This is a genomic window from Ruegeria sp. HKCCA4812 (assembly GCF_013034245.1).
Taxonomy (GTDB): Bacteria; Pseudomonadota; Alphaproteobacteria; order Rhodobacterales; family Rhodobacteraceae; genus Ruegeria.
In genome coordinates this window covers 14,141-39,926 of the sequence record NZ_WQFQ01000007.1, presented here as the reverse complement: position 1 = coordinate 39,926, position 25,786 = coordinate 14,141, and the positions used below count along the sequence as shown (strand labels likewise).

Sequence of the window (25,786 nt, the reverse complement as noted above, 5' to 3'; positions counted from 1 at the left end):
GCCTGCCGATGCCCAAACGCCGAATTCTTTCGCTGTGGTTTCCCCGTCTGGGGGCCGAACGGCTGGTCCGCGCCGCGCGGGGCCTGCATGCCGGGCCTTTGGCCGTTGTGGCCGAACAGTCGAACATGCAGATCGTCACGTCATTGAATGCCGAGGCGCAGGCCGCCGGATTGCGCGTGGGTCAGCCGGTACGCGATGCCCATGCCATGTGCGCCAGCTTGATCACCCGCCCTCGCAACGCCCCGGCCGAGGCTGCGTTTCTGACCGCGCTGCGCCGCTGGGCGGGCAAGTTCAGCCCATGGGTGGCCGAAGAGGCCCCCGATGGCCTGATCGTTGACCTGTCAGGCTGTGCCCATCTGTTCGGCGGTGAAGAGACCTTGCTGAGCGTGCTTGAGACCGACTGCGCCGACATGGGCCTGAGCGTGCAGATGGGTATCGCCGACACGCTGGGCGCGGCCTGGGCGCTGGCCCGCTATGCCGGGCAAGAGGCCACGTCTGACCGCAACGGCGACGCCATCAACCAAGAGGCCCGCGCCACCCGCGCCCGGGCAAGCAAGCGGCGGCACTGGACCAGGGGCGGGGCCGCGCCACAGGTGATGGCGCTGGGCGGTGGCGCGCGGATTGCCGCGCCGGGGCAGGCCTATGGCGCGCTCAGCCCCCTGCCCATCGCGGCGCTGCGGCTGGACGATCAGACCGTGGCGCAACTGAACCGCCTGGGCCTGCGCCGGATCGGTGATCTGCTGGGCCAGCCGCGTGCCAGTTTGGCACGGCGGTTCGGCCGCGGGCTGGTGTTGCGTCTGGATCAGGCCATGGGCAGCGCGCCCGAGCCGGTCTCGCCCGCCCGTCCGCCACATCACTTTGCAGTGCGGATGACTCTGCCCAACCCGATTGGCCTGGTCGAAGACGTGATGGCCGCTGTCGATCGGATTCTGCCAACGCTCTGCACCAAACTGGAAGAGAAGGGGCGCGGGGCCCGCACGCTGCGGCTGGAAGCCCACCGTGCGGATCAGGCCGCTGAAATCATCGAGATCGGCCTGGCCCGTCCGACCTATGACAAAAATCGCATTCGCCCTTTGTTAGAGATGAAAATTGACAAGATCGACGCAGGCTATGGCATCGACTTGCTGCGGCTTGAAGCGATCCAGACAGAACCCATCCACGCCCGCACCATCGCCGGTCATGCCGAAGCGCGCCGCGTGGCCTGCAACCGGCTTGAGGGCAATACAGCCGTGGATGACCTTACGGCCAAGCTGGGCGCGCGGGTCGGGCTGGACGCGATCACCCGGCGGCATCCTGCGGCCTCTCATATCCCCGAGAAAACCGCCCAGACGCTGGCGGCGGCCTGGTCGGAACCCGCGCGCGACTGGCCTGCCCCGCCGCGCCCCCGCCCCTTGCAGATGTGGCAGCCCGAACCCGTGATGGCCCCGGAAACCCCGAATGTGCCCTGCACCTTTCGCTGGCGTGGACGAGACTGGCAACTGGCGCAGGCCACCGGCCCGGAACGCATCGCGCCGGAATGGTGGCTGGATGACCCCAACTGGCGCAGCGGGGTACGCGATTACTGGGTGGTGGTGACAGAACAAGGCGAGCGCCTGTGGCTGTTCTATGGCCACGGGGGCGCGATGTCCGCAGGCTGGTTCTGTCAGGGGCAGTTTTGTTAGAGTCTATTTTCCACGATAAACCAGCAGATCCGGCAAACAGTCGATCAGACGAATGAACCAGGAAAACGGTGCCGGAAAATCCGTACGGAAACGGCGACGCGCCATCGCATTGACCACGCGATCCGCCGCATCCTCGGGCGACATCAGCATCGGCATCTTGAAACCGTTCTTTTCGGTCAGGCGGGTTTTGATGAAGCCCGGATTGACGATACGCACCGTCACGCCCGTACCCGCCAGGTCGTGTCGCATCGTCTCGGCCAGAGAAATCAGCGCGGCCTTGCTGGCTCCGTACCCGATTGCGGCGGGCAGCCCGTGATACCCGGCCAGTGACCCGATCAAAGTAACCTCTCCCTGGCCTGCCCGGACAAAACCCGGAACGGTTTCACCCAGAACCCGTAGCGCACCCAGATAGTTCACATCGCTCATCCTGAGCGACGCCTCGGTGTCCCATTCGGCCGAACGCATGGGGTCATACGCACCTGCATTGTAAACCAGCCCGTCGACATGCCCCGCCTCGGCAACAGCCGAACGAACAGAGTCTAACTCGGTCACATCGCACCGGATCGCGCGCGCATCCGGCAGTTCAGAACACAGTTCGGACAACCGCTCAAGATTGCGCGCAGACAGGATCAGGGAAGCACCCTGTTGGCCAAGCGCATGCGCCAAAGCGCGACCCAGCCCTTCGCTTGCGCCGATGATCCAAATGGTTTTGCCGTCAAAGCTGCTCATGTGTGGGCCGATTCAGTTGTGTTTCACCATAATACGGCCTCGCATCCGCTTCGGATCAAAACGGTAGCGCAGGTCACGGAAGCTCAAACCAGAAGCCACAAGGTAGTGCATCTGTTAAAAACTTCTAATCGGATTGATCCACTTGTGCCTACCCTGCGTATCTTCTTGTAAACTGTCACATAAAGAGGCTGGAATGTTCGACGAACCCCGGGGTGTACGGAAGAAAATCGCGATTGTAGGTGCAGGCATTTCGGGACTTTCCGCCGCTTACTATCTTTCAGAAAACAACGACGTGACAGTCTATGAGGCCGAACCTCGGCTTGGTGGCCATGCCCGCACGGTGATGGCCGGAAAGAACGGGGATCAACCGGTCGATACGGGCTTCATCGTCTTCAACTATGCGACATATCCCTACCTGACCCGGCTGTTTGATAAACTGGGCGTGCCCGTGATCGAAAGCGAGATGAGCTTTGGCGCGACAATCGACAATGGCCGCATTGAATACGGGTTGAACAATCTGCGCACACTGACCGCTCAAAAGCGCAATCTGGCGCGTCCGGCTTACTATAAAATGATCGCTGATATTCTGCGGTTTGGCAAAGAAGCCCCCGAAGCCGCCAAGGACGATGACACCACGATTGGCGAATTGGTGGACCAGCTGCGGCTGGGTCACTGGTTCCGGCACAATTATCTGATGCCGATGTGCGGTGCCATCTGGTCTACGCCGGTCGAGTTCGTGGATCAGTTCCCCGCACGCTCTTTGGTGCAGTTTTTCCGCAATCACGCTTTGCTGGCAAGTGGTCGCGCATACCAGCATCAATGGTACACGGTCAAAGGCGGCAGCATAGAGTATGTCCGCCGGATCGACGCGGCCCTTCGTGCGCGGGGGGCAGAGATACGTCTGGCCAGCCCCGTTCAGAATGTATCCCGTGACGAGATGGGCGTCACCATCCACAGCCAGGGCGCCGTGGATCAGTTCGATGAAATCATCCTGGCCACCCATTCGGACCAGTCGCTTGCCATTTTAGGTGATGGCGCGACCCCCGCGGAAGCCGCTGCATTGGGCGCAATCCGCTACCAGCCCAATACGGCCATATTGCATTGTGACCCAGGTCAGATGCCAAAGCGGCGCGCCTGCTGGTCAAGCTGGACCTATCGTTCGCAAGCCGGAGATGTGGGGGTAACCTACTGGATGAACCGGCTTCAGAACATTCCGGACAGTGACCCGCTGTTTGTAACGCTGAACGCTTCATCAGAAATTCCCGCGGAAAAGGTCTATGACCAGGTCGAATTTGCCCATCCGGTCTTCGACAAGGCCGCCCTGAAGGCGCAGGGGCAAATCCGCGAGATGCAGGGACAGAACCGAACTTGGTTTGCCGGTGCTTACAACCGGCACGGATTTCACGAAGACGGGATAGCCAGCGCGATGCATGTCGTTGCTCGAATAAATGGCGCCCCGCAAACCATCGGAGCTGACAATGGCATTCCTGGGAAAGACCCGGCCCTATCTGTTGCCGCTGAATAAGGCGATATGGCGCACAGCGTTTCTTGCACTTTCCTTGCTGATCCCCAATGGGCTGGTCGCGTCGCCGGTCACGGAAGAACTGAACGATGCCCAACTGCGCGGAACCGCGACGTTCCGGTATCTGGGTTTGCCGATCTATGACGCCAAACTCTATACGCCCAAAGGTGCGCCGTTCAGTTGGAGCGAAGATATCGCCCTGCAACTGACCTATCGCAAGAACATCAAGAAGAAAGCGCTGGTCAACTCGACCCTGGACGAGATGGACCGCATCGGCCGGTCAGCACCCGTTCGCGACCAACTGAACCGGTGTTTCAAAGCCGTGGCAAAAGGGGACAGCTATCTGGCGGTTTCTGATGGTCCCGACAAGGTCAGTTTCTGGCTGAACGGGCAAAAGACGTGCACCATGGCGTATCCGGGCATCAAGCGCAGTTTCATGTCCGTGTTCCTGGGAGACAACACGCGGTCCGCGTCCTTCACGCGCAGGCTACAGGGGCGGTGATGCTCTATCCCCGGGTCAGTCTCTATGCGTTGATGCTCGCTGCGGCGGGTATCCCGCTTTATATCCACTTGCCGCGCTTTGCAGCCGTGAACCTGGGTATTGGCCTTGGGGTCATTGGTACGGTGCTGCTGGTGATCCGGTTGGTGGATCTGGTGCAGGATCCGCTGATCGGTTGGGCAATCGACCGATGGCCCGGCGGCCAGCTTGCATTTGCGGCGATGGCGGCTTTGGGGCTGGCGATCGGGTTTCCCCTGCTTTTCAATCTGCCGCAGGGTGCCAGCGTGCCGGAACTGGTCGCGATCCTGATCTTGCTGTTCTCGGCGTACAGCCTGGGAACCATTCTTCTATATGGTCGCAGCGCAACTCTGGCGAAGCGAACCGATCCGAAAGAGCTGATGACACTGGCCGCCTATCGTGAAGGCGGGCAGTTGACCGGGGTGGTCATCGCAGCCAGCGCTCCGGCCCTGTTGGTTGCTTTCGGGGCACACTCCCAAGGCTACCCCGCATTCGGAGCGTTTCTGGGGCTGCTGTCCGTTCTGACCCTGATACTGACGATCCCGATCTGGCGTCGCAGACCAATCACCGGCTCAGGCCTGTCCTTTGCAGGTCTGGGTCAGGCCGGTGGCTTGCGCCTTCTTGCGCTGGCTTTGGTCAACAGCCTCCCGGTTGCCATAACCTCCACCCTGTTTCTGTTTTTTGTGGAAGACCGGCTGCAACTGCCGGGCAAGGCAGGTCCTTTGTTGATCCTGTTCTTCCTGAGCGCAGGCGCGAGCGTCCCGCTCTGGGCAAAGCTCAGTAACAGAATTGGCCCGAAACAGACTCTGATCATCGCCATGCCCCTCTCGATCGCCGGCTTTATTGGCGCTGCCACACTGAGTGCAGGAAACCTTGCGGGGTTTGCAATGATCTGTCTCGCCTCGGGCGCGGCGCTGGGCGCGGATATGGTCGTATTGCCGGCCATGTTCTCGGTCGTGCTTACACGGGCCGGGCTGAACGCATCAGCCGCGTTTGGCATCTGGTCCTTCGCTGGCAAACTGGGCCTCGCCCTGGCTGCCTTTTTCACTCTGCCGCTGCTGGAACGCAGCGGTTTCACCCCCGGTCAAACCAATTCCGCACAGGCGCTGGCCACACTCAATCTTGCCTATGCTGTACTGCCCTGCATCCTGAAAGTCGGAGCGTTCGGGATGGTGTTGACCCTGCCCACCGAGGTCACAAGCAAATGAACGCTTTCACCATCATCCTTCTGGTCCTTCTGACCGCTGTCTTCATCCGTGCAAGGCTGCTGAGCTTTCGCGCGCAATCGCCGTCCGATTACAGTGGCACCGGGCCAAATTTTTCGCTGAAAAAACACCTGAACGGAGAGATCTTGTCCGAGGGCCTGATCTATGGCCCCAACGGCAAAATGTCGAACAGTTTTGTCGCGCGCATGTCCGGCGAATGGCAAGGCAACTCTGGCACGCTGACCGAATACTTCACCTATTCCAACGGAAAACAGATGACCCGCAAATGGTACCTGACGCTGGGAACTGGCAACACGTTCACGGCAATGGCGGATGATATCGTGGGCGAAGGTCGGGGCATCATCTCGGGGTCCACGGTGAAACTGACCTATCGTATCATTCTGCCAGATGACGCCGGTGGACATACGTTGGATGTCACCGATTGGATGTATATGACAGAAACCGGCGTCATCATGAATCGGTCCGAGATGCGCAAGTTTGGCGTCAAGGTCGCGGAACTGATCGCCACAATGCGTCCAAGCCCCAGTTCGAAACCGATTCATCCAAGTGGGTCAAACGGGTATGACGCGACTTCGGAAAGGAAGCCGTTGCAATGATCACCTTTCGCTCTTTCATCGCCTGCGTCGCCATCGTAAGCCTTGCGCTTCTTGCCGCCTGCTCCAGCAAACCGAAGGTACCAAAAACGTTTCTGTCGGACCGGCAGTTGAACCTCGAGGAATTTTTCGAAGGCAAAACAGTGGCCTACGGTCAGTTTCAGGATGTTTTGGGAAATATCCCCCGCAGATTCACGGTTGATATCGACGGGACATGGGACGGCGAAACCCTGACACTGGTCGAAGACTTCGTCTACGACGATGGCGCGACGGAACAACGCATCTGGACATTGACCAAAACCGGAGAGGATACGTGGACCGGTACGGCTCCTGGCGTACTGGGTACCGCCAGCGGGATTGAACGCGGGGATACGTTCAACTGGAAATACAAGATCGACCTGCCGATCAAGGACGGGACCATGCGTGTCAAATTCGACGATTGGATGTGGCTGCTGGATGACGACCGTCTGCTGAACCGCGCCTATGTCTCACGCTATGGCGTCCGTCTGGGTGAAGTCATCCTGTTCTTCGAGAAGAAATAGGGCCGCCAGGCCCGGTTTCATCACAAAAGTCAGTAGAAAATAAACTCGTCCACCAATGCTGTCGTCGATCCCTTGACCTCACCGGCCCTGTTCGCCCTTGGCCCGTCCGGGGCTGCACCCTCGGCGCGTTCGCAGCCGTCGACCTTCAAGCGCGCGCGTTCTATCTGCCCCCAGAGGAAAAACAGGCCATCTCGTTTTCCCATGAGGCGCGAAGGAACTGTTGTCCGCAAAACACCTGTTTTCGGTTTTGGCATCTGCTCTCTTACTGCCTCCGGTGTTTTCCACCATTTTCGGAAAACGTAATGGTTTTTCCCGAAAAAGACAATTTTTTATGGACAAAATGAGGTTTTCTACCGGCCGTTGACAGGATGGACTGGCAACTCTCGCATGACGGATATTGGCCTTTTTCACCTGCCCCATTGAAAGCCAGCACTATCCCGAACGGATCAACTTCACCTAAAAGGGTTTGCTGCAAACCTCCTTCACTTGGCCCGACACTCTCTTTTTCAGCCATGCTCAGGCGACGCGCAGCGTTTGGTTTCTGATCAGAGCAGCCGGCCTTCGCCGTCGCGGTTGGGGGTCAATTTTACGGCGCGGATGTCAGACGTGGCCGCATCCATCGCAAGGCCATCGGCCACCGCAAAACGCCATGCTGGCGGGCCTGCCACGCCCCTGTGCCAAGGACTGTGGTCCCGGCGCCGTCCACTCTGCCGGAATATTTCTATGTCTGTTTTGAAACCGGAAATGTCGCAAGCATTTCAGCGCCCAAGCGGGTAAAAAGTAGGCTGCCATCGTGAGGTGCCGCTGTTTGATTCTCAGACAGCGGAGAATTGGGAAGCCGGTGGAATTCCGGCACTGCCCCCGCAACGGTAAGGAAGGTCAGGTTCGACAATCAACCACTGGGACGAGGATCCCGGGAAGGTGTCGCAACCGGGTGCAAGCCCCTTTCAAGTCCGGAAACCAGCCTTGCAGATATGTCAAACCGCGGGTGGCGGTGGGGGCACGGGTTTCGGACGTGGTCCTCGCGCGCCTCCGGACGGTTCCTCCCTGTCATCTGCCCAAGCAATGCCGCGGGGCGCGGCAGGAGAGCCAGAAGTGAACAATGTCCAAAACCTGTTGGCGCGTCGAATCCCGGGCTATGCTCTGGAACGGGCCTTTTACACCGACCCCGAGATCTTTCAGACCGACCTGGAAACCATCCACTATCGCGAATGGCTCTTTGCCATTCCTGCTTGCGAACTGGTGAAAGTCGGCGACTATGTAACATACAACGTGGGTGCCTATCGCGTGATCATCGTGCGCGGCGCCGACAACCAGATCCGGGCGTTTCACAACACCTGCCGCCATCGCGGCTCGATCATATGCAAGGCGGCAAAAGGCAACGCGCCGAAGCTGGTTTGCCCATATCACCAATGGACCTACGAGCTTGACGGCTCATTGCTGTGGGCTCGCGACATGGGGCCGGAGTTTGATCCCAGACAGCATGGTTTGAAGACGGTTCATTGCCGCGAGCTGGCCGGGTTGGTTTACATCTGTCTGGCGGATGTCGCCCCGGATTTTGACACGTTCGCCAATATCGCGCGCCCGTATCTTGAGCCGCATGATCTTGCGAATGCCAAGGTCGCCTTCGAAAGCACGATCATCGAGAACGGCAACTGGAAGCTGGTCTGGGAAAACAATCGCGAGTGCTATCACTGCGGCGGCAACCACCCTGCGCTGTGCCGGACCTTCCCTGATGATCCGGGCGTGACGGGGATCGAAGGCGGTGAAACCCCAGCCTATATGCAAGCCCATTTCGACAGGTGCCAGGCAGCGGGTATGCCATCGCAGTTCTACCTGCACGAGGACGGCCAATATCGACTGGCGCGGATGCCGCTGAAAGAAGGGGCCGAGAGTTATACGATGGACGGGAAATCCGCCGTGCGCCGTTGGTTGGGCCGGTCGCCCTTTGCGGATGCGGGATCGCTTTTGAAGTTCCACTATCCGACCACGTGGAACCACTTTCTTGCCGATCACTCGATTGTTTTCCGCGTCACGCCGATCAGCCCGACAGAGACCGAGGTCACGACCAAATGGCTGGTCAACAAGGATGCGGTTGAAGGCGTTGACTATGACGTGAAACGCCTGACCGAAGTCTGGGTCGCCACGAATGACGAAGATCGACAGGTGGTCGAGGACAACCAGCAGGGCATCAACAGCCCGGCCTATGTGCCCGGCCCATATTCAGCCATTCAGGAATCCGGTGTGCTGCAATTCGTGGATTGGTATTGCAACACAGTGTCGGCCCGCCTGGCCCCTGACTCCCTGGCGGCGGAGTAAGTCTGATGAAAGACCTGAACACGCTTTCATCAGCCGTCTGGCAGGATGGAGAGATGCTGGAATGTGTCTCGGTCGTGCCCGAGATGCCGAACACTGCCAGCTTTTCGTTCCGTGCCCCCTCGGGGGCGCAGTTCGCCTATTACCCTGGTCAGTTCCTGACGCTCGAGATTCCGGCGCCCGGCCAGCCCGGAGGCGTTGTGCATCGCACCTACACGATCTCATCGTCGCCGTCGCGGCCGCGGTCGATCACCATCACCGCCAAAGCGCAACCCGACAGTATCGGCACGCGCTGGATGCTGGACAATCTTCAACCCGGCATGCGGATCAAGGCCATTGGGCCCGCGGGCCTGTTCACCAACGCGTTGAGCGATGCGCGCAAGTTCCTGTTTATCTCGGCTGGCTCGGGCATCACCCCGATGATGTCGATGACCACCTGTATGTGGGACGAAGGCCGCGATCTGGACGTTGTCTTCATCAACTGCGCCAAAAGGCCATCCGAGATCATCTTCCGCCAGCGCTTGGAACAGATGGCCAGCCGCACGGATGGTTTGGACCTGAAATTCGTGGTGGAAGAGCCGGACCGCTACCGCCCATGGACGGGATATCAGGGTCAGTTCAACCAATTGATGCTGGGCCTGATGGCGCCGGATTACCTAGAACGCGAAGTCTATTGCTGCGGTCCTGAGCCCTTCATGCAAGCAGTACGCGACGCGCTGGCCGGTCTTGGTTTTGATATGAACAACTACCATCAGGAAAGCTTCGGCGCGCCGGTGGAAACCGAGGCGGATCAGCCCGAGTTGGATGACGTTGTTCTGGACGACGACAGCAGCGCCGAGATCCTGTTCGCGACCTCGGGCGTGACGGCCAAGGTTGCCGAGACCGACACGGTGCTTGCCGCCGCCCGCTCGGTTGGCCTGAACATTCCGTCAGGCTGTACCTTCGGCGTATGCGGGACCTGCAAGGTCAAGAAAACTGCCGGCGAGGTCCATATGGTCCACAACGGAGGCATCTCGGAAGACGACATCGACGCGGGGTACATTCTGGCCTGCTGCTCGAACCCGATCGGCAAGGTCGAAATCGAGGTTTAGGCGCTTCGCATCACGATCAAAGCCGCAGCGTGGCTGACACCCGCTGCGGTTTTCGGCGCGGTTTTTCTGCCCTTTGCAGAACACGGGCCGGATTGGGTCGCCGGACGTCCGGCGCTTTCCCGCCATCTCACAGACGCGGCGCAAGCATCTGCCTTTGTCCTCGCCGGCCATCACGCTGTCATCGAAAACGCAAGAAGAGAGAGCCCCACAATGCCCGTGGCTGTTCCCTGCGGCCGATCCTGAGCACCCTTACAAGAGTTTGAAGAAGTTCTGGCGGTCAGTCAAAAAGACAGCACATCTGGAAAACCAACGAAAACATGATCACAGGCACGCGCCTCGCAGACGACCCCTTGCGGCAATCAGCTCAAGCTGACGACTTCATCGTCCGCAGACCGGTTGATCAATCATGGCAGTGGATAATGTGTTCGTCGGCGCGGTGTCGAAGCTTGGGCCCGGAGCCAATACGCTAAGCTTGTCCGAGAGTAGGTGTAAGCGATTGGATGAGCGTCATCAGGCCAGAGAACCCATTCACTCAGACGCACCAAAGCAGCGTTGATTCAGTTGATCTATCAGAAAACGGGTACTATGCGCGCTGTCCAACTGTTGCTTGGCCATGGCAAGACGGACAGTACAATGCGAAACCCGGAATGGACGCGCAACAGCAGCCAAGACGTACACTTTATTGGCCAGAGGCTGCCCCTGATGTTCCTCGAATTGTCAGGGTTGCAGAATACTCGAAATGGCGAACTGGCATTTCAGGTGTTCGCATGCGGTCCAGAAGGATCTCGGCCAATCGCGTACCCAATTTTTTTGGGTTGATCGCCATTGTTGTGAGGCCAGGTGTCGAGACAGCGGCATCTTCGATGTCGTCGAAGCCTACTACTGAAAAGTCACGCCCGGGTTTCAAATTGGATTGGATCAAGCCAAAGCATGCCCCAAGTGCAACAACATCGCCATTGCAAACAACGCCTGTTACCTCAGGGTGTCGCTGACGAAGTGCGGTGATTGCTTCAACACCAGAGCGTTTGGTTTCTTCGCATGGCCAGATAACCGAATGCACGCCGCCCAATTTCTCCAAGGCACTCAGGTAACCGGCGATGCGCTCTTCGCGCACAGACGTTTGTTCGGTTCCGCCTAAGTAGGCGATGTGCCTGTGCCCCAAGTCAATCAAGTGTTGTGTGGCCTGCACGAGGGCCTCTTTGTTTAGAACACCAACGTGATCCAGAGACTGAGACACCTTTCGCATGAATGTGACAGCAGGAACACCGTGAGCATCCAGAAGCCCCATGGCGTCCCCGCTGGTGTTGAGTGCCGGAACCCAGATCAGACCACGTCGACCAAATCTGATGCAGGCTTCCAAAAGGCGGTCCTGGCGCTGAAGGTCTCCTTGAGCATCGAGGACCGAAACCATGAAGCCCTCGGCCTCCAGCAGGTTAACAGCGCCGCTAACGACCTCTGCGTTGAACGGGTTTGCCAACTTGTTAAGGATAAAGCCGATTTCGCGATTGTCGCCCGATCGCATTGTGGCCGCAGCGTGATTTGGGACGTATCGAAGTCGCTTAGCCGCGCTCAGAACTTTTTGACGCGTTTTTTCTGAAATTCGACCTGTGTCGCGCAAGACCTGACTAACAGTTGGAACTGACACGCCAGCTTCTTTGGCAACGCTGGATAGGGTGGGTTTCTTCGCCATGGATGAGTTTTTACAGATATAACGTTTTGTCTATTTTGCAGTCGAAATCGAATACTTCAAGTAAAATATGGGAATACAAACGGGCTATCTGACTTGACTCATGATAAAACGATATATCATAGTGCCAACATTCGCCATAGACTGATCCAAGATTGTCGGCGAGGGAGGGAGGTTGCCAGATTTTGGCCAGCCTCAGACAAACGGAGGAAAACATGTCCATTCAATCGAAACTTGCGGGTGCCGTATCAGGTTTGGCTATTCTTGTTGGCGCAGCTGCCGTACAAGCCGAAACTCTGTTCTGGTCGACCCAAGCCCGTCCTGCTGAAGAGGCGCAAGCCATGCGGGCCGAGGTGCTTGGTGGATTTGATGGCGAAGTTGATTACCAGCCAAACGAAGATGGCCCTTGGTTAACCCGGCTCCAAGCCGAGTTGCAGGCGGGCTCGGGAAGTATTGATCTGCTGGGCTCTTTGCACGGCAACTTCTCGGCAATGAACCCCGATGATCTGATGGATCTCAGCGATCTGGGTGTGATGTCGGCGTCGGACACTTTCAACGATCTGGCTAAGCTGGGAACGGACAGCCTGCAATACATGCCGTGGATGCAAGCGAGCTATATCATGGCCGCCAACAAGGAAGCGCTGCAATACCTGCCAGAAGATGCAGACGTTAACGCGCTGACCTATGACCAGTTGATCGCATGGACAGCCAATGTCGAACAAGCGACTGGTCAGAAGAAATTCGGTTTTCCGGCTGGGCCCAAAGGGCTGAAACACCGTTTTTTCCAAGGCTATCTTTACCCGTCCTACACTAACGGTGTCGTGCGAACGTTTTCTTCGCCCGAGGCTGTGACCGCATGGGAGAAGTTCAAAGAGCTTTGGAGCCATACGAACCCTGCATCAACCAACTTCTCGTTTATGCAGGAACAGCTATTGAACGGAGATGCGTGGATCGTCTTCGATCACACCTCGCGCCTGGCGCAGGCATTCAATGAACGCCCCGATGATTTCGTCGCCTTCCCGGCACCTGCAGGTCCGACCGGCCGTGGCTTCATGCCTGTTCTGGCAGGTGTAGCCATTCCGCGCACCGCGCCGGATGCAGAAGGTGCCAAAGCTCTGGTAACTTATCTGATGCAGCCAGAGACGCAGATCGCAACTCTGAGAGCCACTAACTTCTTCCCTGTAGTTGACGTCGAGTTGCCAGAAGATTTGCCGCCTTCGGTAAAAGCTGCCGGTGAAGCCGTTGCCAAGATGAGCGGTTCGGCAGATGCCAATCCTGGATTGTTGCCCGCAGGTCTGGGCAGCATGGGCGGTGATTTCAATCGTGTCTACGTAGATACATTTGAACGCATTGTTCTGGCTGGCCAGCCCATCGAGCAGGTACTGGATGATCAGAAGAAACAGCTTGAAAAAATCATGACTGAAACCGGCGCGCCCTGCTGGGCACCTGATGCGCCTTCGGAAGGCGCGTGCCCGGTCGAGTAAGACCTTCCAACGGTCGGGCCGCTGAAATAGCGGCCCGGCTCCCCAGCATTTTCCCAACTTGAAGGAGCGGTCCGATGGAAGCGCGGCTATTGCCATACCTTCTGATCCTCCCGGTGACTCTGTTTCTCTGCCTGTTCTTTCTTTACCCGTTTGCGTTGGTGGCGCAGCAGGCTTTTGGAACCGAGAGCGGTTTCTCACTGGATAATTTTCGCGAGGTTGTGAACTACTGGAAGTTCCCGATTTCAATGAAGAACACTTTTCTTCTGGCAGCGGCTGTGGTGCCGATCCAGTTGGCCCTTTCGCTTCTGATGGCCACAATGGTCACGAAGATGCAAAGGGGACGCGATCTGGTTCTGTACATTTGGACCATCCCGCTGGGCATTTCGGACCTTGCAGCTGGTATCATCTGGTTGGCAATCTTCGAGCAGTCAGGCTTCCTGAATTCGATGATGGTGGGATTGGGTGTCACTGACCAACCTGTGAGTTTGCTGAGCTATCAGACCCCCTGGATTGTATTCCTTGCGATTATGCTGGCCGAGATTTGGCGCGCAACCGCGATTATGCTTGTGATCCTTGTCGCAGGCATCGGCTTGATACCCAAGGAATACTACGAGGCCGCAGACGTGTTTGGAGCCTCGCGCTGGAAGCAATTCACGCGGATCACCCTGCCCCTTTTGCGCCCATCGCTGCAAACGGCCCTGGTCCTGCGCGTCATCCTTGCCTTTGAGGTTTTTGCCGTGGTCGCAGCCCTTGGGGGCACGATTTTCCCGGTGCTTATGGGCGAGATCTACGCCTATCAGTTTGATCTGCAAAATGGCGGTGCAGCAGCAGCACTCGCGATTATCGTTCTGATTATCTCAATCGTCTTCACTCTGATCATTATGCGCGCCTTGCGCGTCCCGAAAGGAGCCACGATATGACGGCTGTTGCAGACGTAGTTGCCCCCGACGCACGTAAGGCGGGGAAGGGGCTTTACCGGGCCGGGGTTATCCTGCTGTGCGCCTGGGTGATCGTCCCGCTCTACCTATTGTTTGTGAACACGATGTCCTCACCGGATACTGTGAACAGCTTCCCCAAGAGCTTCCTCCCGGAATTTGACATGGGATCCTTGGAATTCTTTGCGGGGTTCCAGGGAATGATGGCGGCACTGTGGAATTCAGTTGTGGTTGCTTTGATGACGATGGTGATGTCGATCGCGATCGGAGCCCCGGCTGGGTATGCCCTGTCACGGTTCGACTTCCGGGGGAAGGAACTGTTCCGCCTGTTGATCCTGCTGACACGGGCTTTCCCACTGCCACTGCTGGCGTTGCCTCTGGCGGTTCTCTTTATCCGCACGGGTCTGGATGACACAGCCTTCGGTCTGGCCCTTGTCCACACCACACTGGCAATCCCCTTTGCGGTGCTCATAACCTTTTCGCTATTCTCAGGCATTCCGCTTGAGCTGGAAGAAGCGGCCTGGACATTGGGCTGCACGCGGCTGACCGCCTTTACCAAGGTGATCCTGCCGTTGGTCCTCCCGGGGATCACGGCCTCGGCTATCTTTGCCTTCGTGATCTCGTGGAACGAGGTTTTCGCAGCCGCCGTTCTGACCATCGAAAACCGGACGCTTCCCGCGTTCCTGTTGCAGACCCTGGGCGAAGCACCGCTGCATCTGAAATTTGCAGGCGGGTTCATTCTCGTGGTGCCTGCACTGATTTTCATCTTCGCCGTGCGCAAATATCTCTTTGCCATGTGGGGTATTGCCAACCGCTGAGCGGTGGCTGAAAGGAAACTGTTATGGCTGAAATACAGATCAAAAACATCGCCAAGAACTTTGGGTCCTACCAGGCTCTGCACGACATCAACCTGACCATCTCGGATCAGGAATTCATGGTGCTTTTAGGTGCTTCGGGCTGCGGCAAGTCCACGCTTTTGCGTATCATTGCCGGGCTCGAGACAGCGACCACCGGCGAGGTCTGGATCGGTGGTCGCCGGGTGGATCACCTGTCGCCAAAGGATCGCGGTATCTCGATGGTGTTCCAGAATTACGCGGTGTTCCCGCATCTGACTGTGTTCGAAAATATCGGCTTTGGTCTGCGGATGCAGAAACTGCCCGATGCGGAAGTCAAACGTCGGGTCGAACGCACCGCTGGATTGATGCATATCGAGCAGCTTCTGAAGCGCTATTCGGGCGAGCTGTCGGGTGGTCAGCGCCAACGGGTCGCCGTTGCCCGTGCATTGGCGATGGAACCGGATGTGATCCTGATGGACGAGCCGCTGTCTAACCTTGACGCATTGTTGCGGATGGAGATGCGGGCCGAGCTGAAGGGTGTTCTGGCTGAAAGTAAAACCACAGCAATCTACGTGACCCACGATCAGGTCGAAGCTATGTCCATGGCTGACCGGATCAGCGTCATGCATCAGGGCAAAATAGTTCAGGCCGCCTCGCCTATCGAGGTGTACCGGGATCCCGCGGCCGAGTTTGTGGCCAGCTTTATCGGCAATCCGCCAATGAACTTCCTTCCTGCCGAAGCAGCGGGTTCCGGGCGTTGGAATGTGGCAGGGCAAAACTTTGACGGGCCGGCAAACGGCAAAGAACTGAAATGGGCGATTCGACCGGAAGATCTGCGCATTGCAGATCAGGGTTTCGGAGCGCGGGCCAAAGTTGTGGAGCCTCTGGGCGCGCATTTGCTGGTGACTTGCGATGTGGACGGGCACCAATTCCGCGCTGTGCTGGATAGTGAGCTCGACGTGAAACCCGGTGACGTACTCACCTTGGCGCCGCAAGAGGGTCGCGGACGCTGGTTTGACCCCAAAACAACTCTGGCCGTTGCGTAAAGGAGAACCACGATGAGCCAAGCGCTGATCGATCAGGCCTGCAAAGTAATGGAAGGCAACGACCGTGGCAGTTATACCGTGCCTACCCACGGTCTCTATCCCTTTCAGTGGAACTGGGATAGCGCATTGTCTGCGCTAGGCTTTTCGCATTTTGACATGGACAGGGCTTGGGTCGAAGTCGAGACCCTAATGGCCCATCAGTGGGAAGACGGTATGGTGCCCCATATCGTATTTCACGAACCCGATGACGGGTATTTCCCCGGTCCTGACGTCTGGCAAACCGGCCAATCTGTGCCGACGACCGGTATCACCCAGCCGGCGGTTGCGGGACTTGCCCTGCGCAAACTCTACAATCGCGCCGAAGACAAAGCCGCCGCCCGGACGCGGCTTGTTGAACTTCTGCCCAAGGTCCACGCATGGCATCAGTGGTTTTACCGCAACCGCGACCCAGAAAACACCGGGCTGGTGGCAATCATTCACCCGTGGGAATCCGGGCGAGACAACTCGGTGGACTGGGACGAAGGGCTGGATGCTGTACCGACTGAGGGCATAGCACCGTTCACGCGACGCGATACAACTCATGCCAATCCCGATCATCGCCCGACAGATGATCAGTACCAAAGGTATATCTGGTTGGTGGAACACTTCCGCGGATTGCGATGGGACAACACAAAACTACATGACGCCTCGCCTTTCCGATTGGTTGACCCGGGGTTCAATGCCATCCTTATTCGGTCTTGTGACGATGTTGCGGAATTAGCGGAGATTTTGGGTATTCCTGCCATGGCCTCTGAAGCGCGCGAAATGGCCACCAAGGGCCGTGAAGCGTTGGAAAGCTTATGGAATGCAAATCTTGGACAATACACGTGTTACAATCGCGCCGCCGGGATTCTGCAAGACACGCCAACGGTCGGCGGGTTACTTGCGGCAATTGCTCAGGTGCCTCCCGAGCGCGCCGAAGCCCTGGTGCGAAGGATCGCCCTACTGTCCGAGCGATGCGATTATCTGGTGCCAAGCCACGACCCGGCGGATGACGCCTTTGACAGTAAACGCTATTGGCGTGGACCGACATGGCTGGTCGTGAACTATATGATTGCCGAAGGGCTTATCCAATCAGGACAGGAAGCAATGGCACAACGTATCCTTGCTGGCAGCTTGCGGCTCATTGAGAAAAGCGGCTTTGCGGAATACTATGATCCCATCAGTGGTGAACCGTGTGGGGGTGGAGATTTCACTTGGACAGCTGCAATGGTGATTGAAATTCTCAAGATTCAAAAAGTGCCCGCATGAAACGTTCGCGCATCAACGAGATTATGGCTCAAGCAGATGAGTTAATACGCTCTCACGGTTTCACATTGCCGCCGTTTGCCTATTGGACGCCGGAAGAATTTAAGGCTCGTGAAAGCGATGCCCGTCACGTGATTGACGCGCGTTGCGGTTGGGATATCACTGATTACGGCGACGGTGATTTTGATCGGATGGGCCTGTTTCTTTTCACTCTGCGCAACGGTCTGCAGAGCGACTTGGCGAAAGGCGGCGGCATGTGTTACGCTGAGAAGCTGTTGATTTCACGGCAGGATCAGCTTTCGCCGATGCACACGCATGTTCTGAAGGCAGAAGATATCATCAACCGTGGTGGCGCGACCCTAGTGGTCGAGCTTTTCGGCTCGGATGATGCCGGAGGTTTTGCAGAGGATCGCGGCGGCGTAGTCTGGCTGGATGGTATCCGCCGCGATTACGGCCCGGGCGAGAAACTGCGCCTGGCCCCCGGTGAAAGCGTCACCCTTCGCCCTGGTGATTGGCACGCGTTTTGGGGCGAAGGTGGCGATGTGCTGATCGGCGAGGTCTCGACCGTCAATGACGACGAGACCGACAATGTTTTTCGCGACCCAATTGGCCGATTTGCCGAGGTTCAGGAGGACGTCGCGCCGACATATCTTCTGGTCAGCGACTACTCAAAATGGCTAGGCTGATTGATGAAGCCATTGGAGGAGTTCGCGGGGTCCTGGCGCGAACTTAACGCTCTCTATCCGAGTTTGGGCGGTCATCCTTCACAGAAAATTGGCAATATCTATAGGCTTCATTTGCCCGTTCGCTGCGTTGTGCTTCAACAGCTGGAAACGCGAATAACGCCACGGTTTTAGGATCACCACGATATTCAATTCGCCTGAAAATTAGACGTTACTTACGATGACAGTATCAAATCGAGCCTGAACGACTTGAAAATTCTGATTTGAGCGTGAAACTTAACACATGAGTGAGTATTTTGATGAAATGTTCAACGGCGATGGATCACTCAGAGGTCCATATGAAGAGATCGGCCGCTGGTTCAATGCTGAAGACGTATCACGGCTGAGGGCGAAACAGCGTGAAGCCGAAGAAGTTTTTAGGCTGACGGGCATCACCTTTAATGTTTACGGCAAAGCAGAGGCAGAAGAACGACTGATACCGTTTGATATCGTGCCGCGTGTCATTTCGGCACGAGAGTGGCAGCGGCTGGAACGAGGTATCGAACAGCGAGTTCGGGCAATCAACGCGTTTCTTCATGACATATACCACCGTCAGGAAATTGTTCGCGCTGGCCGTGTGCCAGCTGAGATGATCGCCGCAAACGAAGCGTTCCTGCCGCAGATGTTGGGCATCACGCCACCTGGTAAGGTCTATACGCACATAGTCGGTGTTGATTTGGTGCGAACCGGGCCGGACGAGTTTTTTGTGCTGGAAGACAATGCGCGTACACCGTCCGGTGTGAGCTATATGCTCGAGAACCGGGAAACGATGCTCAAAATGTTCCCGGAACTGTTTAGCGCCACAAATGTCCGGAATGTTTCCGATTACCCGCGTAGTTTAAGACGGTCTCTGGCTGCATGCGCGCCAGCTTGCGCCGAAGGAGAACCCACTGTCGCCGTGTTGACGCCTGGCATCTACAATTCAGCCTACTACGAGCACGCCTTCTTGGCAGATCAGATGGCCGTGGAATTGGTTGAAGGTCACGACTTGCGGGTTGTAAACGGGCGTGTCTGCATGCGCACCACCAGGGGTTATAAACCCATCGACGTTCTCTATCGCAGAGTGGATGACGACTTTCTGGACCCGTTGAATTTCAACCCCGACAGCGCATTGGGCGTGCCGGGTATTCTGGACGTTTATCGCGCTGGCGGTATCACGATTGCGAACGCCCCGGGAACAGGCATAGCCGATGACAAGGCGATCTATTCATACATGCCTGAAATCGTTGAATTCTACACGGGTGAGAAGCCCCTGCTTCAAAATGTTCCCACGTGGCGTTGCAGCGATCCCGAATCTCTGTCCTACGTTCTGGACAATCTGTCCGACCTTGTTGTGAAAGAAGTGCACGGGTCTGGCGGCTACGGGATGTTGATCGGCCCGACCGCCAGCAAGAAAGAGATTTCAGCTTTCCGCGACAAGCTCAAAGCGCGGCCAGCGAACTATATTGCTCAGCCGACACTGTCGCTTTCAACCGTTCCGATCTTCGCGCGTTCGGGGCTGGCCCCCAGACATGTCGATCTGCGGCCTTTCGTATTAGTGTCGCCTGAGGGGATCAAGATCACTCCCGGCGGCCTGACCCGCGTGGCACTAAAGAAAGGGTCATTGGTCGTAAACTCGAGCCAGGGCGGTGGAACCAAAGACACCTGGGTTCTGGAGGACTGACCATGCTGGGAAAAACTGCTGGTGGGTTGTTCTGGATGTCCCGCTACCTGGAACGAGCGGAAAACACGGCCAGGCTGCTTGAAACAGGTCAGCGGATGGCGTTGACCCGCACCAAGAATTCGACCGAAGAATGGGGTTCAGTTCTGAAAACGGCCGGCGTTCTGGATGGGTACCACGCCAAATACGATGATGTTTCAAAAGACAACGCGGTGGATTGGATGCTGCGTGATGCGGATAATCCATCCTCGATCAAATCAGTCATCAAGCAGGCAAGGGACAATGCGCGCCTTGTTCGAACCGCACTGACACACGATGTTTGGAGCGCAGTAAACTCTACCTGGATGCAGATTGATGATGTCATGAAGCGCCGCGTGAATGAGCGGGACCTGCCTGCGACGCTGGAGCTTATTCGCCAACAGGCGGCCCTGGTTCGTGGCGCTACATTGGGCACGATGCTACGCAATGACATTTTCGACTTCACCCGCATTGGTACGTTCGTCGAACGAGCCGACAATACCGGGCGCATTCTGGACGTGAAGTACTACGTTCTTCTGCCCACAGCTTTCTCAGTTGGCTCATCACTGGACAACATCCAATGGGAAAGCATTCTCCGTTCCGTCGGCGCAGGCGGAGGATATCGAATGACCCACGGTGAGAAAACCCAGCCGTCTGATATCGCACAGTTTTTGATCTTGGATCAGCGAATGCCGCGCAGCCTTCACTTTTGCTGCAGAAAAATTCAAGAAAACCTTTCTTACCTAAAGAAAGACTATGGCTTTGCCGGGCCTTCCTGCGAGGCCTCGAATGGCCTCTACGAGAAATACCTGGATCAAAAAATCTCTGATATCTTCGAAATCGGTCTGCATGAGTACATTCAGGATTTTCTGACAGATCTCGGCAGCTTAAGTCGACAGATCGAGGTTGATTACAGGTTCTACGAGTAGCCAATGAAACTGCACATTCGACACGAGACACGATACGATTTCGATGCACCCGTTCCCTTCGGGCTGCAACAGCTGAGAAAGACACCAAAGTCATTCCGCAATCAGAACATTGTAAGTTGGAGCACCCAAATCACTGGCGGGCGCAAAGAACTGACTTTTGAAGACTACCACCGCAACACCGTGGAATTGATCAGTTTCGACGTAAACACCCAAAGCATCTCGTTGATTTCAGAAGGCGTTGTAGAAGTGGAAGACACACATGGCGTCCTCGGGCGTCACGAAGGGTCGACTCCACTATGGTTATTCAAAAGGAGCACCCCGCAGACAACGCCGGGGAAAGGGGTTGCCGAAGTGATAGGCGCGTTGCCCAAAGGCGAACCGCTGGAACAGATGCATGCCCTTTCCGAAAGCATTCGCACTCAGGTCGCGTACGAGATTGGAAGTTCGCACCCGGGCTGGAGCGCAGAAGACGCACTCGAATCCGGGTGCGGCGTGTGTCAGGACCACGCGCATATTTTCATTGCCTGCGCACGACAGATCGGAGTTCCGGCACGCTATGTATCGGGTTACCTGATGATGAACGAAACGGAACTACAGGACGCGACCCATGCCTGGGCCGAGGTGCACTTGGACGGGCTTGGGTGGGTTGGGTTCGACGTTTCAAACGGGATTTCACCTGACGATCGATACGTACGCGTCGCGACCGGTCTGGACTATTCCCAAGCTGCCCCAGTAATAGGGAACAGAATTGGGGCAGCGGGTGAGCAATTGACAGTGCAGTTGCAGGTCGCACAGCAATAACGGAGAATTTGATGACCTATGCTGTGGGTATGCGGCTGAATCGCGGGTTGGTGTTCATGTCCGACACGCGCACGAATGCAGGCGTCGATAATGTTTCGACCTTCAACAAGATGTTCAATTGGACAGTTGATGGCGATCGGTCGATCACTATCCTAACGGCTGGAAACCTTGCGACTACTCAGGCCACCATAAGCCTTCTGGAAGAGCGGACCAAAGCGCCAGAAGATCGCTCGCCGTCCATACTGGAAGCACCGACAATGTTCCAAGTCGCGCAACTGGTCGCGGCTACGTTGAACGACGTCATACAGGAGCATTCCCAATCCGGTCAGCAAGCCGACAGCGCCTTTCATGCGACACTCATTTTAGGTGGCCAGATCAAAGGCGGCCCGTCTCGCCTGTTTCTGATCTACCCCGAAGGCAACTTTATCGAGGCTGGCGCTGACACTCCGTTCTTTCAGATTGGAGAGACGAAATACGGTCGTCCAATTCTGGTGCGCGCCTATGATCCGGAGATGAGCTTTGCGGAAACTGTGAAACTCCTGCTTGTCAGCTTCGACTCCACGATCAAGGCCAATCTATCTGTCGGAGCTCCGCTTGACCTTCTTCTTTACGATGAAGACAGTCTTGAAGGCGGCACACGGTCCAGATTCGAACCCGACGATCAGTACTTTCGCACCATTTCCGAGGTGTGGGGCGACGCGTTGAAATCGGCCTTGTCCAAGCTTCCAGAATACAAACCAGAGCGAAAGCCAAACGATTGAGCGTCCGCTTTGTCCGCATCGCCGACTTTCGCTGAGCTTTGCTTGAGTGTCTACTTGGCGGGCTAGGCAGACGATGGTTTATACGATCGCACCCGTGTTTCCGCCGGCAATATAAGCGCGCCGTGTTTGCCAAATTCGGAAGAACAGTGTTGAATCTGAAAGGGATTAACCTGAGTTGTCGACGCGCGCTTGGATAGTAACACTGACTTCGAAGCACATTGTTCTTGTTGCTGGATTGGACGCCTGAAAGCTTTACTTCAGGCAACTCATGAAGCTTGCATTTCCCTCTCCGGCCAGAACTCGTCCACTATGACATAAGCGACAATCACGAAGAAAGCGGCCCCTGCAACTTGCAATACGCGCGTGATACTTTTGACGTCAGCCTCATCCGAAAACGGCGCAACCGACCCACCGTAAACGATCAGAACCGTTGTCAACGCCGAACCGGCTGCTGCTGCGAGTGCGACCTGAGATTTCCCAAGCGCTCCCAGGGTGAAGCAGAAGAACAGACATAACAAAATGGGCGTCAGAATAACCGGTGCGATCACGTTCACCTCGTAACAAATGATCGACACCGCTGCCCCAAGCAGGTTTGCCGTAAGCATAGCTTTGGCGACGGCTTTTCCCATCGACGGCATGGCGGCCAACTGCTGGCTCAAAAGAGCGACAAAGAACAGAACCAACAAAGCAGATGCCCCGGACACAAAAAACACCATGGCAAATGGAAGCGTCACAAGCGACATTCTGACGATCCGCCGGTACCGGTCAAAATCTGGTGGCGCGTCGGCTTTCTTTTGGGCGACTGTTTGAGGTTCCGCTGGGATCATCACAAACATCAGCGTGGATACGAAACCTGCAAATAGCAGGTTAATCGGTATCCAAAATACAAGCACAAGCGCCAGATCCTGCGATTGCAAAACGAGGTTCGGGATCATCAACGCCCCCATGAGTGCTATGACACCGGGTAGAACACCGGCCCCTGAAACTGACCACATGAAGGACAGGATGATCCCGATGGCAACCAGAATAAGGAATACCACGGGATAGGGTGCGAAAACGGACGACAACAGGAATGAGATGAACATCAATCCTATAGAGAAAACAAACAGCTTTGCGAATGCCGCCAACGGCAGCGCGGTGGGCGCTTGTAGGAACAGCGCGGTGAAAACTGCCCCCACAACCGCCAACGGCCACCCCAGAAACAAGCCTAAGGCGAAAACGCCGGTCACACCCAGCGCAAGCCGGATAACGGATTTTCGATCCTCAATAGGCATAGGATAGTATTGAGACCAAACGGATATAGGTCCGGCCGACCACATTCAGCAGGGAATTGTCGCTCAAATACATGATCACGTCGGCCTGCCCGTTGAGTTGGAAGCGCAGTTCGTCTTCGGCGTTTCCGGCCTCATATCCCGGCAGCACGATCCGAACGGGAAACCGTTCTGGTTCGCGCAGAAACCCCTTGGTACTTGGCGGGCTGGCCAACTGGCCAGGTTCATCGCCACCGCTCAAGGATACAGCCGCGCTGAAGCTCTCAATGACACCCGGGATAATTTGACCGGGGTGCATATCCAACACGACATCAACAGGAGAACCCACCCCTGCCCGGCCTAGGTTATTTTCCGTAAAATACGCCTCTATCCATATGTCGGTTGCATCCAGGAACGTCAAAAGGTCCTGACCGGACCGTGCATACGTACCAGGTGCGATCAACAGATTGGATATGACACCCGTCGCCGGAGCACGCAGTTCAGTCCATTCCAGGTTTAGCTCTGCATCCGCCAAGGCAGCTAACGCGCGCTGAATTTTTGGATTTTCGATCCCGTCGTCACCCAGCCTCTGCTTTGCTTTTTCAAGATCCGCTTTGGCGTTCTCATAATTTGCTTCGGACTCTGCCAGTTGACCTCGGGCATCGTCGGCTTTTGAGACGGCGATCAATCCCTTTCTTTCCAGCGCAAAAACACGCTCTGTTTGAATGCGTATTGTGTCCAGATCGCTCTGGGCCCGCGCCAGTTTGGCTTGCGCGGCTCTTACCTCTGCCGAGGATGCACCCACCTCCTGCGTGGCCGCTTCTAGATCAGCTTCCGCCTTGTTGCGTTGAATTTCGTAGGGCCTGGGGTCGATCCGAACCAGAATATCACCTGCCGAGACGATCTGTCCGTTTTCGACAAGAACTTCGGTCACTGTACCGGTGACCTGTGGAACGATCTGGGTCGCAATGGCCTTTACTCTGGCATTCCCGGTAAACGGCGTTTTTCGGTCAGCGACAAGATACCAGATAAGAAAAACAAGAATGACGGCCAAAGTGGTCCAAATCGTCTTTCTCATTTCGTGGCTCCTTCAGCCGCGCTTTCAGCTTCTGCAGGGGCGTCGATCCAGACCTTGAACAGCTCATAAAACACGGCAAACAGAACAGGTCCCATAAAAATGCCGATCAAGCCATAGGCCATCATGCCGCCAAGAACACCAATGAGTATGACCAGCATTGGTGTTTCGAGGCCTTTTGAGATGAATACAGGCCTTAGGAAGCTGTCCATTATCGCAACGGGAATAGCCAGGATTGTGAAGATCAACGCGGCACCGCCGGACATGGTGCTCCAAGCGTAAATAATCACTGGCAAAAGAACCAAACCGGGCCCGATCTGGATAATCGAGAGGATCAAACAGATAAACGCCAGCGTGGCGGCCGAGCCAATTCCGAACAGCGCCAACAATATCCAAACCACGACCGCCTGAATCGCAGCCACGCCAATCACACCTTTTGTCACATTGCGGATCGTAGCGCCGGCAAGTGTAACGAACTCACCGCCACGGGGCGCAAAGACACGGTTGGCAAAGCGCTGCAGGCCTTGCACCAGACTTGGACCAGGACTGAACAAAGCCCCCATGATCAAGACGGACAGGGCCAGCGCCAAGAGCCCAAGCCCTATGCTTACGACCTTTCCGAACAGTGATTTGGTGATCTCAAGAATCTGCGCGCCGTATTTGGCAAGCGCGCCGTCAAGGTTTCGTTCAAACAAGCCCCAGACTTCAGCAATTTTGTTTCCGACCAGCGGCAGCTCCTTTAAGCCATCGGGTGCCGGTGGGACTTTTAGCTCGCCGTTGTCAGCTTGTTCTGCAAATCCAGACCCAAGTTCGGCTGCTCCGGATACCGCTGTCGCGACCGGTCCCAAGGTCAGAACGAGGCCCAACAATACCAGTATCGTCGTCGCAAGCTTCTTTCTTCCGCCCAACCTGGACTGCAGCCAATCGAAAACCGGATAGAGTGCGACGCACAGGATCGTCGCCCAGATGACCACGCTTGCCAGCGGGGCCACCATTACCAAAGCGCTGTAAAGGAATAGCCCGAGAAACAGCAATCTAATCGCGAGATCGACAATCTTCGCGTCCTGAGTCTTTTCCATACCATCCCTCCAAGATTTG

Annotated in this window: 26 protein-coding genes, 1 pseudogene and 1 riboswitch; of the genes and pseudogenes, 19 read left to right on the top strand and 8 right to left on the bottom strand. The window is 56.6% G+C overall.

Translation table 11 applies throughout. The annotated features are described in order from the left end of the window. The first annotated feature begins 8 nt into the window (after window positions 1-8). A complete protein-coding gene (locus GOW04_RS17060; RefSeq protein WP_171233382.1) occupies window positions 9-1,661 on the top strand; it encodes a DNA polymerase Y family protein in 1,653 nt (550 codons plus the stop codon). A 3-nt stretch (window positions 1,662-1,664) separates the two neighbouring features. Here GOW04_RS17060 and GOW04_RS17055 read toward each other — a convergent pair whose 3' ends face one another. Continuing rightward, the gene (locus tag GOW04_RS17055; protein ID WP_171172141.1) at window positions 1,665-2,390 is read right to left on the bottom strand and encodes an SDR family oxidoreductase; all 726 of its coding nucleotides are present in this window, start codon (window positions 2,388-2,390) and stop codon (window positions 1,665-1,667) included. A 193-nt stretch (window positions 2,391-2,583) separates the two neighbouring features. Here GOW04_RS17055 and GOW04_RS17050 point away from each other — a divergent pair, with 193 nt between their 5' ends. From GOW04_RS17050 to GOW04_RS17030, 5 genes are read left to right on the top strand one after another with little or no spacing between them, the layout of a single operon-like run. Further along, on the top strand, window positions 2,584-3,915 hold the full coding sequence (locus GOW04_RS17050) for an NAD(P)/FAD-dependent oxidoreductase (RefSeq protein ID WP_171233381.1): 1,332 nt from the start codon (window positions 2,584-2,586) through the stop codon (window positions 3,913-3,915). Next, window positions 3,869-4,414 carry a hypothetical protein gene (locus GOW04_RS17045; RefSeq protein ID WP_253283522.1) on the top strand — a complete coding sequence of 182 codons (546 nt, stop codon included), beginning with the start codon at window positions 3,869-3,871 and terminating at the stop codon, window positions 4,412-4,414. Before GOW04_RS17050 ends, GOW04_RS17045 begins: the two co-directional genes overlap by 47 nt. Continuing rightward, the gene (locus tag GOW04_RS17040; RefSeq protein WP_171233380.1) at window positions 4,414-5,637 is read left to right on the top strand and encodes an MFS transporter; all 1,224 of its coding nucleotides are present in this window, start codon (window positions 4,414-4,416) and stop codon (window positions 5,635-5,637) included. Before GOW04_RS17045 ends, GOW04_RS17040 begins: the two co-directional genes overlap by 1 nt. Next, window positions 5,634-6,251: a DUF3833 domain-containing protein gene (locus GOW04_RS17035; RefSeq protein WP_171233379.1), complete on the top strand. Its 618-nt coding sequence runs from the start codon at window positions 5,634-5,636 to the stop codon at window positions 6,249-6,251. Before GOW04_RS17040 ends, GOW04_RS17035 begins: the two co-directional genes overlap by 4 nt. After that, a complete protein-coding gene (locus tag GOW04_RS17030; protein ID WP_171233378.1) occupies window positions 6,248-6,790 on the top strand; it encodes a DUF3833 family protein in 543 nt (180 codons plus the stop codon). Before GOW04_RS17035 ends, GOW04_RS17030 begins: the two co-directional genes overlap by 4 nt. A gap of 29 nt (window positions 6,791-6,819) precedes the next feature. Here GOW04_RS17030 and GOW04_RS17025 read toward each other — a convergent pair whose 3' ends face one another. Genes GOW04_RS17025 through GOW04_RS22030 form a run of 3 tightly spaced genes read right to left on the bottom strand, consistent with a single transcriptional unit; the run spans window position 6,820 to window position 7,458 of the window. Further along, window positions 6,820-6,993 carry a hypothetical protein gene (locus tag GOW04_RS17025; RefSeq protein WP_171233377.1) on the bottom strand — a complete coding sequence of 58 codons (174 nt, stop codon included), beginning with the start codon at window positions 6,991-6,993 and terminating at the stop codon, window positions 6,820-6,822. A gap of 59 nt (window positions 6,994-7,052) precedes the next feature. Further along, window positions 7,053-7,304, bottom strand: coding sequence for a hypothetical protein (locus GOW04_RS17020; RefSeq protein WP_171233376.1), 252 nt, complete (start codon window positions 7,302-7,304; stop codon window positions 7,053-7,055). Between the two features lie 31 nt (window positions 7,305-7,335). Then, the gene (locus GOW04_RS22030) at window positions 7,336-7,458 is read right to left on the bottom strand and encodes a hypothetical protein (RefSeq protein ID WP_371814415.1); all 123 of its coding nucleotides are present in this window, start codon (window positions 7,456-7,458) and stop codon (window positions 7,336-7,338) included. A gap of 111 nt (window positions 7,459-7,569) precedes the next feature. After that, window positions 7,570-7,774: riboswitch (cobalamin riboswitch) on the top strand. An 81-nt stretch (window positions 7,775-7,855) separates the two neighbouring features. Here GOW04_RS22030 and GOW04_RS17015 point away from each other — a divergent pair. The 3 genes and pseudogenes from GOW04_RS17015 to GOW04_RS22025 form a co-directional block, all read left to right on the top strand. Further along, entirely contained in the window at window positions 7,856-9,109 is a 1,254-nt protein-coding gene (locus GOW04_RS17015; protein WP_171233375.1) for an aromatic ring-hydroxylating dioxygenase subunit alpha, read from the top strand. Between the two features lie 5 nt (window positions 9,110-9,114). Continuing rightward, the gene (locus GOW04_RS17010; protein ID WP_171233374.1) at window positions 9,115-10,197 is read left to right on the top strand and encodes a hybrid-cluster NAD(P)-dependent oxidoreductase; all 1,083 of its coding nucleotides are present in this window, start codon (window positions 9,115-9,117) and stop codon (window positions 10,195-10,197) included. A 510-nt stretch (window positions 10,198-10,707) separates the two neighbouring features. After that, window positions 10,708-10,836 (top strand): annotated as a pseudogene (locus GOW04_RS22025) (integrase); the annotation flags it as partial. Between the two features lie 40 nt (window positions 10,837-10,876). Here GOW04_RS22025 and GOW04_RS17005 read toward each other — a convergent pair. After that, window positions 10,877-11,887: a LacI family DNA-binding transcriptional regulator gene (locus GOW04_RS17005; RefSeq protein WP_171233373.1), complete on the bottom strand. Its 1,011-nt coding sequence runs from the start codon at window positions 11,885-11,887 to the stop codon at window positions 10,877-10,879. 212 nt (window positions 11,888-12,099) lie between these two features. On the opposite strand from GOW04_RS17005, the gene GOW04_RS17000 reads away from it, so the two are divergent. From GOW04_RS17000 to GOW04_RS16955, 10 genes are all read left to right on the top strand, one after another. Further along, complete coding sequence (locus tag GOW04_RS17000; protein WP_171233372.1) at window positions 12,100-13,368, top strand: ABC transporter substrate-binding protein; 1,269 nt, start codon at window positions 12,100-12,102, stop codon at window positions 13,366-13,368. 74 nt (window positions 13,369-13,442) lie between these two features. Beyond that, complete coding sequence (locus GOW04_RS16995; protein WP_152459492.1) at window positions 13,443-14,288, top strand: carbohydrate ABC transporter permease; 846 nt, start codon at window positions 13,443-13,445, stop codon at window positions 14,286-14,288. Next, window positions 14,285-15,121, top strand: a complete 837-nt coding sequence (locus GOW04_RS16990; protein WP_171233371.1) for a carbohydrate ABC transporter permease — start codon at window positions 14,285-14,287, stop codon at window positions 15,119-15,121. The genes GOW04_RS16995 and GOW04_RS16990 overlap by 4 nt, the downstream gene beginning before the upstream one ends. A 23-nt stretch (window positions 15,122-15,144) precedes the next feature. Continuing rightward, on the top strand, window positions 15,145-16,185 hold the full coding sequence (locus tag GOW04_RS16985; protein ID WP_171233370.1) for an ABC transporter ATP-binding protein: 1,041 nt from the start codon (window positions 15,145-15,147) through the stop codon (window positions 16,183-16,185). Between the two features lie 12 nt (window positions 16,186-16,197). Beyond that, entirely contained in the window at window positions 16,198-17,475 is a 1,278-nt protein-coding gene (locus tag GOW04_RS16980) for an amylo-alpha-1,6-glucosidase (protein WP_171233369.1), read from the top strand. Then, window positions 17,472-18,158, top strand: coding sequence for a D-lyxose/D-mannose family sugar isomerase (locus GOW04_RS16975; RefSeq protein ID WP_171233368.1), 687 nt, complete (start codon window positions 17,472-17,474; stop codon window positions 18,156-18,158). Before GOW04_RS16980 ends, GOW04_RS16975 begins: the two co-directional genes overlap by 4 nt. Window positions 18,159-18,438: 280 nt before the next feature. After that, window positions 18,439-19,857 carry a circularly permuted type 2 ATP-grasp protein gene (locus tag GOW04_RS16970; RefSeq protein WP_171172167.1) on the top strand — a complete coding sequence of 473 codons (1,419 nt, stop codon included), beginning with the start codon at window positions 18,439-18,441 and terminating at the stop codon, window positions 19,855-19,857. A gap of 2 nt (window positions 19,858-19,859) precedes the next feature. Continuing rightward, on the top strand, window positions 19,860-20,801 hold the full coding sequence (locus GOW04_RS16965; protein WP_152459498.1) for an alpha-E domain-containing protein: 942 nt from the start codon (window positions 19,860-19,862) through the stop codon (window positions 20,799-20,801). A 3-nt stretch (window positions 20,802-20,804) separates the two neighbouring features. Next, window positions 20,805-21,602 (top strand): transglutaminase family protein, encoded by a 798-nt coding sequence (locus GOW04_RS16960; protein WP_171172168.1) that lies wholly within the window; start codon window positions 20,805-20,807, stop codon window positions 21,600-21,602. A gap of 11 nt (window positions 21,603-21,613) precedes the next feature. Further along, the gene (locus GOW04_RS16955; protein WP_152459500.1) at window positions 21,614-22,363 is read left to right on the top strand and encodes a proteasome-type protease; all 750 of its coding nucleotides are present in this window, start codon (window positions 21,614-21,616) and stop codon (window positions 22,361-22,363) included. A gap of 266 nt (window positions 22,364-22,629) precedes the next feature. On the opposite strand, the gene GOW04_RS16950 is transcribed toward GOW04_RS16955, so the two are convergent. Genes GOW04_RS16950 through GOW04_RS16940 form a run of 3 tightly spaced genes read right to left on the bottom strand, consistent with a single transcriptional unit; the run spans window position 22,630 to window position 25,767 of the window. Beyond that, window positions 22,630-23,637 (bottom strand): DUF2955 domain-containing protein, encoded by a 1,008-nt coding sequence (locus GOW04_RS16950; RefSeq protein ID WP_171207152.1) that lies wholly within the window; start codon window positions 23,635-23,637, stop codon window positions 22,630-22,632. Beyond that, window positions 23,627-24,691, bottom strand: coding sequence for an HlyD family secretion protein (locus GOW04_RS16945; RefSeq protein WP_152459502.1), 1,065 nt, complete (start codon window positions 24,689-24,691; stop codon window positions 23,627-23,629). Before GOW04_RS16945 ends, GOW04_RS16950 begins: the two co-directional genes overlap by 11 nt. After that, complete coding sequence (locus GOW04_RS16940) at window positions 24,688-25,767, bottom strand: AI-2E family transporter (protein WP_152459503.1); 1,080 nt, start codon at window positions 25,765-25,767, stop codon at window positions 24,688-24,690. Before GOW04_RS16940 ends, GOW04_RS16945 begins: the two co-directional genes overlap by 4 nt. Window positions 25,768-25,786 lie beyond the last annotated feature (19 nt).